We start from the raw sequence: 14,454 nt of genomic DNA, 5'->3' as shown, positions 1-14,454 counted from the left end.
CGCGGACCCCGGGAAACCCCTGACGCCGCGACCGCCTTTTCGGGGCCCCCGTCGCGACTCCCGAGGTCCGCGCCCCGACTCCCGAATCCGCGCCCCGGCGCGCGGGGCGCGGACCGGGGGCGCAATCTCGGCCACGTGCTCGCGCCCGCCCACCGGAGCCGGAATGATCTCCCACAGGAGGGCGTTGACGCTCATGTGCGGTGCAGCCGCGGGCCGGTGAATTCACTGCCGTGGTTCCGGCCGCAGTCGTGTCGGCCCGCATAGGATGCGAGAGGTGCACCAGGCGGACGGGGCACGGGGCCGCGCCCGCGGTGGTGTGCCCACGAGGAGGTCCGCGGCAGTGACCAGTCAGGTCGATCAGTCAGAGGCAGTGGACGGCCCGGACGGCGACGAGGCCCGTTCCGGGAGCGGCGACGCACGGCCCGGCCCGGCCGTACCCGCCGGCCCTCCCGCACCGGGCGACCCACCGGTGAAGCCTGGCAAGCCCATCCGCAGACTCGATCGGGTGATCATCCGCTTCGCCGGGGACTCCGGTGACGGCATGCAGCTCACCGGTGACCGGTTCACCTCGGAGACGGCGTCCTTCGGCAACGACCTCTCCACGCTGCCGAACTTCCCGGCCGAGATCCGGGCCCCCGCCGGCACCCTGCCCGGCGTCTCGTCCTTCCAGCTGCACTTCGCCGACCACGACATCCTGACCCCGGGCGACGCCCCGAACGTGCTGGTCGCGATGAACCCGGCCGCGCTGAAGGCGAACCTGCCCGACCTGCCGCGCGGCGCCGAGATCATCGTCAACACCGACGAGTTCACCAAGCGCGCGCTGGCCAAGGTCGACTACCCGGCGGACCCGCTGACCGACGGTTCGCTGGACGGCTTCCACCTGCACAAGGTGCCGCTGACCACGCTGACCCTGGAGGCGCTCAAGGACAGCGGCCTGGCCCGCAAGGACGCCGAGCGGGCGAAGAACATGTTCGCCCTGGGCCTGCTGTCCTGGATGTACCACCGGCCCACGCACGGAACGGAGTCGTTCCTGCGCACCAAGTTCGCGAAGAAGCCGGAGATCGCCGAGGCCAACATCAGCGCCTTCCGGGCGGGCTGGAACTTCGGCGAGACCACGGAGTCCTTCGCGGTCTCCTACGAGGTGCCGCCGGCCAGGCTCCCGGCCGGGCGCTACCGCAACATCTCCGGCAACCTCGCGCTGTCCTACGGGCTGATCGCCGCCGGGCAGCGCTCCGGGCTGCCGCTGTACCTGGGCTCGTACCCGATCACCCCGGCCTCGGACATCCTGCACGAGCTGAGCAGGCACAAGAACTTCGGGATCCGCACCTTCCAGGCCGAGGACGAGATCGCCGGCATCGGCGCGGCGCTCGGCGCGGCCTTCGGCGGGGCGCTCGGCGTGACCACCACCTCCGGCCCCGGCGTGGCGCTCAAGAGCGAGACGATCGGCCTGGCGGTCTCGCTCGAACTGCCGCTGCTGGTCGTGGACATCCAGCGCGGCGGCCCGTCCACCGGACTGCCGACCAAGACCGAGCAGGCCGACCTGCTCCAGGCGATGTTCGGCCGCAACGGAGAGGCCCCGGTGCCGATCGTCGCCCCGGCCACGCCCGCGGAGTGCTTCGACGCGGCGCTGGAGGCGGCCAGGATCGCGGTCACCTACCGCACCCCGGTCTTCCTGCTCTCGGACGGCTACCTGGCCAACGGCTCGGAGCCCTGGCGGATCCCCGCGGTCGACGAACTGCCGGAGATCGACCCGCGGTTCGCCACCGGGCCGAACCGCGAGGACGGCGCCTTCTGGCCGTACCTGCGCGATCCGCGGACGCTGGCCAGGCCCTGGGCGGTGCCCGGCACGCCCGGTCTGGAGCACCGGATCGGCGGCATCGAGAAGCAGGACGGCACGGGCAACATCTCCTACGACCCGGCCAACCACGACTTCATGGTCCGCACCCGGCAGGCCAAGATCGACGGCATCACCGTGAAGCCGGTCGAGGTGGACGACCCGACCGGCGACGCCCGGGTGCTGGTGCTCGGCTGGGGCTCGACGTACGGGCCCATCACCGCCGCGGTGCGCCGGGTGCGCGCGGACGGCGGCGAGGTCGCCCAGGCGCACCTGCGCAACCTCAACCCGTTCCCGGCCAACCTGGGGTCGGTGCTGCGCAGTTACGAGAAGGTCATCGTGCCCGAGATGAACCTGGGGCAGCTGGCCCTGCTGCTGCGGGCGAAGTACCTGGTGGACGCCGAGTCCTACAACCAGGTGCGCGGACTGCCCTTCAAGGCGGCCCAGTTGGCGGACGTGCTGTCGGCCGCGATCGGCACCCTGGACGAGGAGGACCACCGATGAGCGAGCGAAGCGAGCACGCCTTCCCGTCCCTGCGGCTGGTGCCCAAGGCCGAAGGCCCGCAGAGCGCCCGGGACTTCAAGACCGACCAGGAGGTGCGCTGGTGCCCGGGCTGCGGGGACTACGCGATCCTGGCGGCGGTGCAGTCCTTCATGCCGGAGCTGGGCATCCGGCGCGAGAACACGGTGTTCGTCTCCGGCATCGGCTGCTCCTCGCGCTTCCCGTACTACATGAACACCTACGGGGTGCACTCGATCCACGGCCGGGCGCCGGCGATCGCGACCGGCCTGGCCACCGCGCGCCAGGACCTGAGCGTCTGGGTGGTGACCGGTGACGGCGACGCGCTGTCGATCGGCGGCAACCACCTGATCCACGCCCTGCGGCGGAACGTCAATCTGAAGATCCTGCTGTTCAACAATCGGATCTACGGCCTCACCAAGGGCCAGTACTCGCCCACCAGCGAGGTCGGCAAGATCACCAAGTCCACCCCGATGGGCTCGCTGGACGCGCCGTTCAACCCGCTGTCGCTGGCGATCGGCGCCGAGGCCACCTTCGTCGCGCGCACCATCGACTCCGACCGCCGGCACCTCCAGTCGGTGCTGCGGGCGGCCGCCGAGCACCGGGGCACGGCGCTGGTGGAGATCTACCAGAACTGCAACATCTTCAACGACGGCGCCTTCGAGGTGCTGAAGGATCCCGGCAGCCGGGACGAGGCACTGATCCGGCTCGAACACGGGCAGCCGATCCGGTTCGGCACCGACCTGGCGAACGGCGTCTTCCGCGGCCCCGGCGGCGAGTTGACCACCGCCCCGGTCACGGCGGCCAACGAGGCCGACGTCCTGGTCCACGACGCGCACGCGGCCGGCCCCGCCACCGCCTTCGCGCTCTCCAGGATCGCCGACGCGGACACCCTGCACCACACCCCGATCGGTGTGCTGCGCAGCGTCCAACGGCCGGTGTACGACGAGCTGATGGCGGACCAGCTGGCCACCGCCGTCGACCGGAGCGGCCCCGGCGACCTGGCCGGGCTGCTCGTCGGCGGCGACACCTGGACGGTCGACTGACCTTCCGGCGGAGCGAGCCGCGCCCCCTGTCCCGGCCGGGACAGGGGGCGCCGTCGTGGTTCGAGTGGTCCTGAGCGGGGCCCCGCGGGGAGTGGCGCGTCAGAAGACGCAGGGGATGCCGCCGTCGGACTCCGCGTCGACCATGGGGCCCTGCTGGGGCACGTTGGTGCCCGGATCGGCCGGGGTGCCGGTGGGGCCGGGGGCGGCGGACTTGTCGGCGGCGACGCCGGTGAAGGCGGTGCCGAGGGTGACGGTGACGTGGTCGGCGGCGGTGGAGGCGGATTCGGTGGCGGTCACGCCGTAGCGGGCGGCGATCCGGTCGGCCGCCTCCTTGGCGCCCTTGCCGTAGGTGACGGTGGTGGTCTTCGGCTTGGTGCCCGCAGGGCCGGTGCGGCCCTCCTTGAATCCCATGGCGGCCAGGGCCTTGGACTCGGCGCCGGAGGTGACGCCGGGGGCCGAGGAGGCGTTGAAGACGTCCACGGTGACGGCCTTGGCGGCTGCCGGGGGCGTGGTCGCGACCGGCTGGGCGGGCGCGGCGGTCGGGGTGGCGCCCTCGTCGGTCGGCGCCGGGGCCGGACTGGTGTCGGCGTAGCCGAAGAGCTGCTTGACGATCTTCTGGACCTGCGGCGGGCTGACGATGTTGACGTCCTGGCCGTTGACCTTCCTGAGGTCGGCGACCGGGAGGGTGCGGAACTCCGCGTTGCCGCCGGTGAGGTTGGGGGCCTGCTGGGCGAAGTCCAGGACGTTCCACTCGTTGTCGATGACGAGGTCCTTCTGCACCACGCCCATCAGCTCCTGCATCTTGCCGAGGTCGCCGAGGACGCCCTTCTGCTTCAGGTTGTGCACGACCGAGGAGATGAAGGCCTGCTGGCGGTGGGTGCGGGCGAAGTCGCTGTCGTTGCCGTCGCCGCCGTCGAGGTTGTGGCGCTGGCGGACGAAGGAGAGCGCCTGGGAGGCGTTGAGCTTGTTGATGCCCTTGTGGAAGTCGGCACCGGAGCCCTGGCCCTCCATGGCCGGGTCCTTGGTGTCGTGGGTGAGGCAGACCTCGATCGGCTGGAGGGCCTTGGCGATGTCGTAGAAGCCCATCAGGTTGACCTCGGCGATGTGGTCGACGGGCTGGTCGAGGAACTTCTGCACGGTCTGGATGGTGGCCGCGCGCCCGGCGTCGCGTCCGGCCTTCTCCAGGTCGGCGCCCTTGAGTCCCTTGGCCTGGAGGGCCGGCGTGGCCTTGTCCTTGGCCTCGCCGTACGCCTCCTTGATCTTGCGCATGCCGGCCTGCTTGCCGTCGCCGCTGTAGGTCATGACGTAGTCGTCGCGGGGTATCGAGACGGCCTGCACCTTGCCGCCGTTGGCCGGGATGTGCAGCAGGATCAGGGAGTTGGTGTTGTAGCCGCCGATGTCGGAGCTGTGGCCGGCGTGCAGCTCGTCCTGGACGAACTCGGGCGGGAGGTCGGTGCCGTCCATGTTCTTGCGGCTGTCCAGGCCGATCAGCAGCAGGTTGACCGAGTTGTCCAGGTGCTTGGGCGCGTCCTTCTTGGTCTGGGCGATCGCGTCGGAGGTGGTCATCCCGTCGGTGAGCTGCTTGTACTCGTACCAGACCACCCCGCTGGCGGCGAACACCGCCAGACCGACGGTGCAGGCCAGCACCCGGCTCGCGATCAGCAGCGAGGAGGGCCGGCGGCGTGCCGGCGGCGGGGCGGCATCTCCGGTCCGGTCGTCGGTCCGGTGCTCAGCCATGCTGCCTCCTCCGCGCCCGGACCAGCCGGACCGCGATCACGGTGACGGCCGCGGCGGCGGCTCCGGCCATCACGGGAAAGCCGTGCACCACCCATTTCGCGGCGCCGGTGGCCAGGCCCTTGCCCTGGTAGCGGTCGCGGTGGGCGGTCAGTTCGACGGCGGCCGTCGCACCCAGGACGACCAGCGGCGAGGCGGCGAGCACCCACCACCAGCCGTTGCGGGCGCTCAGCGCCACCGCCAGGCCGGTGCCGAGCACCGCGGCCAGTGCGAAGACCGGGCCGCCGGTGCCGGAGCCGGAGAGTTCGCTGGCGGCGGCGCCGGCGAGCGGCAGCCCGAGGGCGAGGGCGGCCGGCAGCGCGGGCCCGCCGGGCAGGGGGCGTCCGTGGCCGGCGGGGAGGGCGGGTCTGCGCGCCGCGCGCCGCCGTGCCACCCGGTCGGCCGACCGTCCTCGCTGCCCCGTCACGCCCTCACCCCGGTGTTCCGTGCTCCGTGCGCCACGGTGGCGCGTGCGCCGCTCACCGTCCCCGTACGTCCGATGCGTTCGGACGCCCGGGTCGTCCGGGTGGTCCGGAAGTCTGTTCGTGGCGCTGCCAGTTCCGGACGCCGGTGCCGGTCGGCCGGTTCCCTGGAGGGTCCGGCTGTCCGGGATCGGGGTGGGCGCTCCCGTGTGACTTCTACAGCGGTGTAGAAGTCGTACGCAGCATAGAGCACGCCCGTTCGACGGCAACCCCGGGTTCGCCGCGGCCCGGATAAACTGCACCGGGTAGTTTCCGCGAGGGCCGGCCGATGGGCCGGCGGAGGAGGAGAGGGTCGTGGCGACGGCGAGTGGAGCGGGGCGTCCGGAGAAGCGCAAGGCGATCACGCAGGCCGCGACGGTGGTGTTCGGGCGCGAGGGGTACGTCCGGGCCAGCATGGACGCGATCGCGGCAGAGGCCGGGGTGTCCAAGCGGACGGTCTACAACCACTTCGCCGACAAGGAGACCCTCTTCCTGTCGGTGGCCCTGCGGAACTCGGCGGAACTGACCGAGCGGATCGACGAGTTGATGGCGAAGTACCTCGACCGGGTGGTGGACCTGCGCCAGGACCTGACCGACTTCGCCGTCGAGCGGGCCCACGCGGTGCTGTCCGCGGGGGAACACGGTGCGCTCGGCCGGGCGATCCGGGCCGAGGTGGCCAACATTCCGGCGGACGTCCTGGAGGCCTGGCTGGAGGCCGGTCCTGTGGCCTCCCAGCGAGGGCTCGCGGCCCGCTTCGAGGCGCTCGCCGGGCGCGGGCTGCTCGTGGTCGAGGACGCCGCGCCGGCTGCCGAACAGTTCACGCTGCTGACCTTCCACGGCATCGCCGAGCGCTCCTTCTGGGGCGCGCTCCCGGTGGCGGACGAGGAGGTCCGGCGGATCGCGGCGGCCGGCGTGGACGCGTTCCTGCGGCTCCACGGCGCGTCGCCGTCGGCGGCACGGGACTGAGAAGAGGGACTGGACACAGGGGCCGGACGCCGGGGTGGGGGCAGCGCGCCCCCCACCCCGGCCGTGCGGATCACTTCCAGTTGAGGCCCTTGCCGAGGGTGTACGGCTCGCCCCAGTACTCGGCGCCCGCGATCTTGGAGGCCTCCGGGGACATCGCCACCGCGCAGGAGGTGGACGACTGGCCGTTGGTGAACCCCTTGGGCAGCGACGCGCTCTTGCACTTGGCGAAGGAGCCGATGACCGTCAGCTCCTGCGCCTCGGTGCCGTCCGCCAGCAGGCCCTTCATGTGGCTGACGCTGGTGTAGGACAGGTCGGTGCCGCCGGCGTTGGTGATCTTGTAGTGGATGTAGTACGGCACCAGGCCCTTGGCCTTGTCGCCGAGCTTGAGGTCGGCGAGGTCGGCCGGGTCGCCCTTCTCGATCGAGGTGACCGCGAGCGCGATGGTGCCCTTGGTGCTGCCCGAGCTGAACGGGATGGTGGCGGCCTCGCCGAGCTTCAGCGTGGTCCCGGCCGCCGGGGCGCTGCCGGCCGGCGCGGGTGCGGCGCCCGTGCCGGAAGCGCCGCCGCTCGGGGCGGCCGGGGTGGTGGCCGCCGGGGTGATGGCCGCGGTGCTCGGGGCGGCGGTCTGGCCGGCGGGCGCGGTGGTCGCCGACGGGGTCGTCGGGGTGTCGGCCGCCCCGGCGTCGTCGTTGCAGGCGGTCAGGGTGAGCGCGCCGACCGCGGCCATCGAGGCCAGGGCCAGGGCGCGGCGACTGCTGCGGATGGGCTTCACGTGAGGTCCCCCGTACTTGCGGACCCCCGGTGCCGGCGATCCTCCTGAGGGACGTTCATAGCGCAGCGCGAACGTCCGGAGCCATGGTGACGGTGCCGCCCTGACAGGGTCGTGACGAATTCCCCGCGCGGCCGTGACAAGGGAGATCGAGTCGTGATCAGCCGCCAGTCCGAGGGGTGGCACCCCCGCACGGACCGGCGGGGACCCGGTGCCGGCGGCAGGACCGGGCCCGGCGCCGGCGGGGGAACCGGGTCCGGCGGGTCGCCGGGAGCGCGGGTCAGACCTGGCCGAAGGTCTGGACGTAGCGGCCCCGGGTTCCGCGTCGGCGGGGCGCGCAGCCGACGCCGATGTGGTTGAAGCGCGGGTCGAGGACGATCTCGCGCTGCCGCGGACCGTTCATCCACATCCCCATGGCCTCCGGCACGTCGTCGGCCGGGGCGACGTTCTCGGCGGAGAAGCGGAAGGCGAAGCCGGCGGAGCGCACCCGGCGCCATGGGGTGCTGCCGTCGGTGCCGTCCTGCTGGGTGAGGTCGTGCGCGGCCAGGTCGTCGGCGTGGCGCTGGGCGGCGGCGCTCAACCGGTCGCCCAGGCGGACCGGTCGCGAGCCGGAGCGGGCGCGTTCGGCGTTGACGGCGGTCAGCATGTCGAGGTGGACGTCACCGCCGGCGGGCCATGGCCGTACCGCGGACTGCTGCCGGCCCGCGCCGGTCCGGTCGGCCGGGACGAGCCGCCAGCGCTGCGCCGGGTCGGTGTGGTCCCGCCTGGCCAGCGTGAGCGGGGAGCCGGGGAGGGACGCGGTGAGGAAGAGGCTGCCCGCGTCGGTGCGCATCGTCCGGATGCGCAGCCAGTCGCCGCCGACGACCTCCAGGCACCAGCGCTGGTCGGGCTGTCCGTCCAGGTCGGACAGCGAGGTCCGGCCGGTGCCGCGGTCGTGGCGCATGACCATGGCCTGGCCGGGGGCGTACATCCCCCGGGTCAGCTGGGTCTCCAGCACCCAGTTGTCCTCCATGGCCCAGAAGACCCAGCCCTGGGTGGAGGTGCCGTTGGGTTCCCGGGACCGGATCGGGGTGCCTCGGTCGGGGCGGCCGGGGCTCAGGTCGGCGACCGTTCCGTTCGCCGACCTGAGGGTCCACACCTGGCCGTTCCGCACGAGCGTGGGCATGGTTGCGCCTCTCGTCTGTGATGTCGCTCCGGGCCGCAGCGGCTGCGGCCCGGAGCCTGAGGGGAGAGACGCTGCCGCACCCGGGTAGACGTGTGGTCAACGCGCGTAGTCCGTACGGTCGTTGATGCCGCGCGGTCAACGCGCCGCTACCGCGCCAGCAGCTCCCTCACCTGCGCCGAGTCCTCCGCGAGCCCCAGCCGCTCGTACACCTCCAGGGCGTCCGTCAGGCAGGCCCTGGCCTGGCTCGGGCGGCCGAGGCCGGTGAGCGCGGTGCCGAGGGTGCGCAGCAGGGCCGCCTCCAGGGCGGCGCTGGTGCGGCGGGCGAGCGGGAGGACGGCTTCGGCGGCGTCGACGGCGAGCAGCCAGCGGCCGGCCTCGGCGTGGATGCGGGCGGCGAGGTCCCCGGACGCGGCGGCGAAGACGGTGACCTGGAGGGCGGTGAACTCCTCGCGGGCGCCGGCGGCGTGGGCGAGCGCGGCCTCCGGGTCGCCGCACAGCCGCAGCACCCGGGCGAGGTAGTAGCGGCCGGTCGCGGCGGAGACCGGTCCCGAGGCGCTCATCAGGTGGGCGCCGCGTTCGGCGGCCTCCCTGGCCTCGTCGAGCCGGCCGGTCTGGGCGCAGCTGAACGCGAACTCGCCGAGCGCGCTGCCCTCGGAGCGCCCGGCGCCGAGGTGGCGGAACAACTCGGCGGCCCGGCCCGCGTGTTCGGCGGCCTCGGCGTAGCGGCCGTGGATGCGGGCGTTGCCGCCGAGGGTGAGCAGGGCCTTGGCGAGCACCCGTTCGCCGGCCGGCGAGGTGCAGAGGTCGACGGCCCGGCGGATCTCCCGCTCCGACTCGGCGTAGCGGTTGACGTGCCAGAGCATGGAGCCGCGCAGGTACCGGGCGAGGGCGAGCGGGCCGTGCTCGCCGCGTGTTCCGGCTTCACCGGCGAGGCGTTCGGCGAGGTCGGCGATGACGGTGGTGTGGGCGCGTTCGGCGAGCACCGAGCCCATCCGGTCGGCGAGTTCGGCGGCGCGGTCGAGGGGCAGGGCCGGTTCGGCGCAGCTCAGGGCGATGGCGGCGGCGTGCACCTCGGCCTGGTCGCGCATCCAGCGGACCGCCTCGGTGCCGTCGGCGATCGGTCGGCCGGGGTGGCGCACGGGCGCGTCGAGCAGGCTGAGTTCGGCCTGGTCGGCCTTGCGGGCGGCGAGGTCGGCGTTGCGGGCGGTGGCGAGGCAGAAGTCGAGCAGCCGGTCGGTGGCCGCGGTGCGTTCGGCGGCGCCGTCCTCGGCGGCGAGCCGGGCGCGGGCGTAGGCGCGGACGAGGTCGTGGAAGCCGTACCGGCCGAACCGGGGGGAGTGCAGGAGGTTGAGGTCGACGAGGCTTTCGAGCAGGTCGCCGGTCTCGGCCTCGGTGCGGTCGAGCAGGGCGGCGGCGCAGGGCAGCGGGACGTCGGGGGTGTCGGGCAGGGAGAGCAGCCGGAAGGCGCGGGCGAGTTCGGTGTCGAGGCGGTGGTAGGAGAGCGCGAAGCTGGCCTCCACGGTCCTTTCGCCGTCGCTGAGTTCGGCCAGCCGGTGTTCGTGGCGCAGCCCGTCGGCGAGGGCGGCGAGGGTGAGCGCGGGGTCGGCGGCGAGCCGGGAGGCGACGATGCGGACGGCGAGCGGCAGCAGTCCGCAGGCCAGGACGACCTCCTCGGCGGCCCCGGGTTCGGCGGCGACGCGTTCGGCGCCGACGATGCGGGTGAGCAGGTCCAGGGCCTGCCCGGGCGGCAGGGTGTCCAGCCGCAGCTGGTGGGCCCCGGCGAGGCCGGTCAGCCGGTGGCGGCTGGTGACCAGGACGGCGCAGCCGGGTGAGCCGGGCAGCAGCGGTTCGACGTGGCCGGGGCCGGCCGCGTTGTCGAGCACGACCAGGACGCGCCGCCCGGCCAGGGCCGAGCGGTAGAGCGCGCTGCGCTCGCCGGTGTCCGGCGGGATCTCGCCCGGGGCGACGCCGAGGTCCCGCAGGAAGCCGGCGAGCACCGTGCCCGGGTCGGGCGGGGTGCGGTCGGCGCCGCGCAGGTCGGCGAAGAGCTGTCCGTCGGGAAAGCGGTCGCGTACCCGCCGGGCCACGTGCACGGCGAGGGTGGTCTTGCCGACGCCGCCCATGCCGTCCAGGGCGGAGACCACGACGGCCCGTCCGCCGGCGTCGGCGAGGCGGTCGGCGAGGAGCTCGGCCTCCTCGGCGCGGCCGGTGAAGTCGGGCAGGCCGGAGGGGAGTTGGTCGGGCGCCTGCCAGCCTGCGGGGTCGGCGGCCGGTTCGGCCTGGCCCGTGGTGGCGTTCGCGGGCAGCAGGGCGGCGTCGTCGCGCAGGATGCGCAGCTGGACGGCGGCCGGGCCCTCCTCGCCCGGCGGGAGCGAGGCGCGGGCGTCCTCGTAGACGGCGAGCGCCTCGGCCTTGCGCCCCGCCTGGTAGAGGGCGCGCATCAGGACGGCGGTGAGCCGGGGCCGGCCGGGATGCTCCAGGGCGAGGGAGGCGGCCGCGGCGGTGAGGCCGGTGCGGTCGCCGAGTTCGGCGTCCAGTTCGAGTTCCGTCTCTTTGGCCGAGATCCGCTGCTCGGTGAGGCGGGAGCGGACGGCTTCGGCGTGCGAACCGGGCAGTCCGGCCAGTGCCTCGCCGACCCACAGCCGGTGGGCGCGCCGCAGTACCTCCCGCACCTGGTGGGGCGGCGCGTCCGCCCGGCGCAGCCGTCCGGCCTCGGCCAGCAGCGCCTCCCAGACGGCCGTGTCCACCTCGGCCGCCGGGAGTCTGAGCGCGTAGCCGTCGCCGACCCGGACCAGCGGCATCCGCTGCGGGTCGTCCCCGGCGTACGGCCGGAACACGGCGCGCAGCCGGGAGACGGCGAGCTGGACGGCCTTGCGCGGATCGGCCGGCGCGGCCCCGCCCCACACCCCCTCGACCAGCACCGGGACCGCCACCGTCCGCCCGGCGGCGGTCAGCAGGGCCGCGAGCACGGCCCGCTGCTGTGGCCGGCCCAGATCGAGCTCCCTCTCCCCGTGCCAGGCCCGCAGCGGTCCCAGCAGTCCGAACCGCAGCCCGGATTCCCCCATGTCACGTCCCGTCCCCGAAAGTCGTTCTGCGCCGGGATCCCGCCACTTCCGTCCGGATAGCGGCGCCCCCGTGTCCCGGCGGCCTATGCTCTGTCACTGATTGTGCATGGACAGAGTTTTCGAGGGGTGGGCTGTGGGGCTCGTTTTCAGCCTGCTTGGGCCGCTGCGGGCCCGGTGCGACGGCCGGGAGCTCGACCTCGGGCGACCGCAGCAGCGGGCCGTGCTCGCGGCCCTGCTGATCCCGCCGGGGCAGTTGGTGCCCACGGACCGGCTGGTCGAAGACCTGTGGGGCGCGGACGACAGCCGCTGGCCGAAGGATCCGGTGGGGCAGATCGGCACCCACGTCCACCGCCTGCGCCGTGCCCTGGGCACGCCCGGGCTGCTGGTCGGGGCGGCGGGCGGCTACCGGCTGGAGGCGCCGCGGGCGGCGGTGGACCTCTTCACCTACGAGGCCGCGGTGGAAGAGGCCGTCGCACTGCGTCACCAGGATCCGCCGCGGGCCCGCGAGTCGCTGGCGCGGGCGCTGGGGTCCTGGGAGGGGCAGCGGGCGCTGGACGGCGTGCCCGGGGCGTTCGCCGAGCGGGTCAGGGAGCGGCTGGCGGCAGGACGCTTCGCGGCGGTGAAGGCGCTGTCGGGCCTGGACCTGGCGCTCGGCCGGCACGCCGAGGCGCTGGAGCCGCTGGCCGCTCTGGCGACCGCGCACCCGCAGGACGAGGAGGTGCACCGGCTGCACCTGCTGGCCCTGCACCGCTGCGGGCGGCCGGCGGAGGCGCTGGCGGTGTACGAGGCGCTGCGCGAGCGGCTGGACGGGGAGCTCGGGCTGGAACCCGCCCCGGCGCTGGTCGAGCTGGCCGGGCAGATCAGGTGCGGGGAGGCACCGGTGCTGCTGCGGCGGCTGCCGAGGCCGTGCCAGCTGCCGCCGGACATCCCGGACCTGGTCGGGCGGGCGGCGCAGCTGCGGGAGGCGCAGCGGGTGCTGCGGGCGAACGGGGCGCCGGTGCCGGGGGCGGCTGTCACCGGGACGCCTGTGGAAGAGGGGCTGGTCGTAGAGGGGCCTGCGGAGGGGACGCCTGTAAAGGGGACGCCGGTGCTGGGGTTGTCCGGGCCGGCGGGCAGCGGGGCGTCGGCGCTGGCGGTGCACGTGGCGCACGCCGTCCAGGACGCCTTTCCGGACGGTCAGCTGTACGCGAGTGGCGGCGGCCCCGGCGCGGTGCTGGCAGGTTTCCTGCGGGCGCTGGGGGAGCGGGCGGACGCCTCGGCCGGCCTCGACGAGTTGTCCGCGCGCTACCGCGCCGCGCTCGCCGGGCGGCGGGTCCTGGTGCTGCTCGACGGGGTGGCCGAACCGGGGCCGCTGCTGCCGTCGGTGCCCGGCTGCGCCGCGGTGGTGGCGGGCGCGGAGCCCGGCACCCTGCCCGGCGACGCCGTACGGCTGGTGGTGGGACCACTGGAGCCGCAGGACGCCCGCGAACTGCTGGCCCGGATCGTCGGCACGGATCGGATCCGGCAGGAGCCGGAGGCGGTGGCCGAGGTGGCCGCGCTCTGCGGCCACCTGCCGGCGCTGCTGCGGACGGCGGCGGAACGGCTGGCAGCGCGGCCACAGTGGTCGGTGGCCGAGCTGGTCAGGTGGCTCGCGGAGCGGGGCTGACGACCGGGCCGCCGTGTGGGCGGCCCGGCTTCGTTGCCCCGGTGCTCCTGTACCCCGGTTCTCCTGTGCTCTGGTTCTCCTGTGCCCCGGCGCGGGTCTCCGACGGGGCCTACGGCCGCGGGGCGTACAGGTCGGAGGCCAGGATCACGGCCTGGGGGTCGTTGGAGTGGGGCACCCGGTCACCGCCCCAGTAGACGGCGACGGTGCCGTTGTCGTTGACCATCAGCTTGGCGTGCGGGTGGCCGTACGTCCCGAGGTTCCAGCAGACGCCGCCGTTGGCGGAGTAGACGACCAGGTTGCCGTCGCTCTGCATGACGGCCTTGTAACCGCAGTTGTTGGTGTTGCTGGCCCAGACCGGCTTGCCCATCTGGTAGACGACCAGGTTGCCGTCGGTCTGCATGATCAGGCGGGTGGTCGAGGAGTCGACGTGCCAGCCCTGGTAGAGCGGCTCGTCGTCCCAGATGGTGTGGGTGTTCGGGTCGTACGCGGCCTGCGCGCTGCCCGCCCCCATCAGCGTCCCGGTCAGTGCCAGTGCGGCGGTCGCTGCCACGACGGCCGTGCGTCGGAGTGCCTTCGTTGCCTTCATGTCCCCGTGTACCTCGTGGTTCTCTCGTCCCGTTTGCACCCGCGAGGTCCTCGGGGCGCCGTTGGGCACGATCCTGGGAGAAGGCGGTAGACAAACGATGAACGCCGCCGTTTACGGGCGTCCGGGGTGAGGGTGCCGGGCCGGCCGCCGATGGCCGGGGCGACGGCGGCCCGGGGCCATTTGGCTTGGGAGCGGAGGAGGAGTACTGTCCTCTAGTCGCCTGACAGGGAGCACCGGACACGCGTTTGCGCGGACGGTCCCGGGGCGGCCAATCCTCTGAAACACCACCTCCCGGTTCGGGCCGGGTCGCTTCGTCGTTTTCGCGTCGCGGCCTGGTGCGCATTCGGCGTGCACGTTTTATTGGGTTGCGGTCGGATTCGCTTTTCGGAGCGGGGATCGGCTAGAGTTTGAAACGTCGGACAGGGCGTCAAAGCCCCGAAGACACCGGCGAGTTGGATGAACGAAGCCCCGGAAACGGAGCGGAAAACATCTGATAAGCTTGAAACACGAAAGAACGAAGCCCGGAGGGCCTGCTGGAAGGCAGTCCGAAGGAAGCGTCCGTTCCTTGAGAACTCAACAGCGTGCCAAAAGTCAACGCCAGATATGTTGACATCCCCGGCCTCAG

The 14,454-nt window shown here is 73.6% G+C and carries 10 protein-coding genes; 4 read left to right on the top strand and 6 right to left on the bottom strand.

The features are described from left to right. Positions 1–340: 340 nt before the first annotated feature. Both ACZ7C5_RS26310 and ACZ7C5_RS26305 read left to right on the top strand, forming a co-directional pair. Complete coding sequence (locus ACZ7C5_RS26310) at positions 341–2,338, top strand: 2-oxoacid:acceptor oxidoreductase subunit alpha (RefSeq protein ID WP_401088867.1); 1,998 nt, start codon at positions 341–343, stop codon at positions 2,336–2,338. Then, on the top strand, positions 2,335–3,399 hold the full coding sequence (locus tag ACZ7C5_RS26305; RefSeq protein WP_470323585.1) for a 2-oxoacid:ferredoxin oxidoreductase subunit beta: 1,065 nt from the start codon (positions 2,335–2,337) through the stop codon (positions 3,397–3,399). Before ACZ7C5_RS26310 ends, ACZ7C5_RS26305 begins: the two co-directional genes overlap by 4 nt. 99 nt (positions 3,400–3,498) lie before the next feature. Here ACZ7C5_RS26305 and ACZ7C5_RS26300 read toward each other — a convergent pair whose 3' ends face one another. Together ACZ7C5_RS26300 and ACZ7C5_RS26295 are read right to left on the bottom strand one after the other, a co-directional pair. After that, positions 3,499–5,136 (bottom strand): LCP family protein, encoded by a 1,638-nt coding sequence (locus ACZ7C5_RS26300; protein ID WP_401088869.1) that lies wholly within the window; start codon positions 5,134–5,136, stop codon positions 3,499–3,501. After that, positions 5,129–5,599, bottom strand: a complete 471-nt coding sequence (locus ACZ7C5_RS26295) for a DUF6542 domain-containing protein (protein ID WP_470323584.1) — start codon at positions 5,597–5,599, stop codon at positions 5,129–5,131. Before ACZ7C5_RS26295 ends, ACZ7C5_RS26300 begins: the two co-directional genes overlap by 8 nt. 349 nt (positions 5,600–5,948) lie before the next feature. Between ACZ7C5_RS26295 and ACZ7C5_RS26290 the strand changes: the two genes are divergently transcribed. Beyond that, positions 5,949–6,599 carry a TetR/AcrR family transcriptional regulator gene (locus tag ACZ7C5_RS26290; protein WP_401088872.1) on the top strand — a complete coding sequence of 217 codons (651 nt, stop codon included), beginning with the start codon at positions 5,949–5,951 and terminating at the stop codon, positions 6,597–6,599. Positions 6,600–6,669: 70 nt separating this feature from the next. Here ACZ7C5_RS26290 and ACZ7C5_RS26285 read toward each other — a convergent pair whose 3' ends face one another. The 3 genes from ACZ7C5_RS26285 to ACZ7C5_RS26275 form a co-directional block, all read right to left on the bottom strand. Continuing rightward, positions 6,670–7,371, bottom strand: coding sequence for a hypothetical protein (locus ACZ7C5_RS26285; RefSeq protein WP_401088874.1), 702 nt, complete (start codon positions 7,369–7,371; stop codon positions 6,670–6,672). A 277-nt stretch (positions 7,372–7,648) separates the two neighbouring features. Further along, complete coding sequence (locus tag ACZ7C5_RS26280; RefSeq protein WP_401088876.1) at positions 7,649–8,533, bottom strand: CAP domain-containing protein; 885 nt, start codon at positions 8,531–8,533, stop codon at positions 7,649–7,651. A 146-nt stretch (positions 8,534–8,679) separates the two neighbouring features. Beyond that, positions 8,680–11,598 (bottom strand): AfsR/SARP family transcriptional regulator, encoded by a 2,919-nt coding sequence (locus ACZ7C5_RS26275; protein ID WP_470323583.1) that lies wholly within the window; start codon positions 11,596–11,598, stop codon positions 8,680–8,682. 133 nt (positions 11,599–11,731) lie between these two features. On the opposite strand from ACZ7C5_RS26275, the gene ACZ7C5_RS26270 reads away from it, so the two are divergent. Beyond that, entirely contained in the window at positions 11,732–13,243 is a 1,512-nt protein-coding gene (locus ACZ7C5_RS26270; RefSeq protein ID WP_401088880.1) for an AfsR/SARP family transcriptional regulator, read from the top strand. 109 nt (positions 13,244–13,352) lie between these two features. Here ACZ7C5_RS26270 and ACZ7C5_RS26265 read toward each other — a convergent pair whose 3' ends face one another. Continuing rightward, the gene (locus ACZ7C5_RS26265; protein ID WP_401088882.1) at positions 13,353–13,829 is read right to left on the bottom strand and encodes a hypothetical protein; all 477 of its coding nucleotides are present in this window, start codon (positions 13,827–13,829) and stop codon (positions 13,353–13,355) included. Between the last annotated feature and the right edge of the window lie 625 nt (positions 13,830–14,454).

The sequence above is a fragment of the Kitasatospora sp. NPDC036993 genome (genome assembly GCF_055607525.1).
Note: the sequence above shows the minus strand (reverse complement) of the source record. Positions and strands in the feature narration are given on the sequence as shown.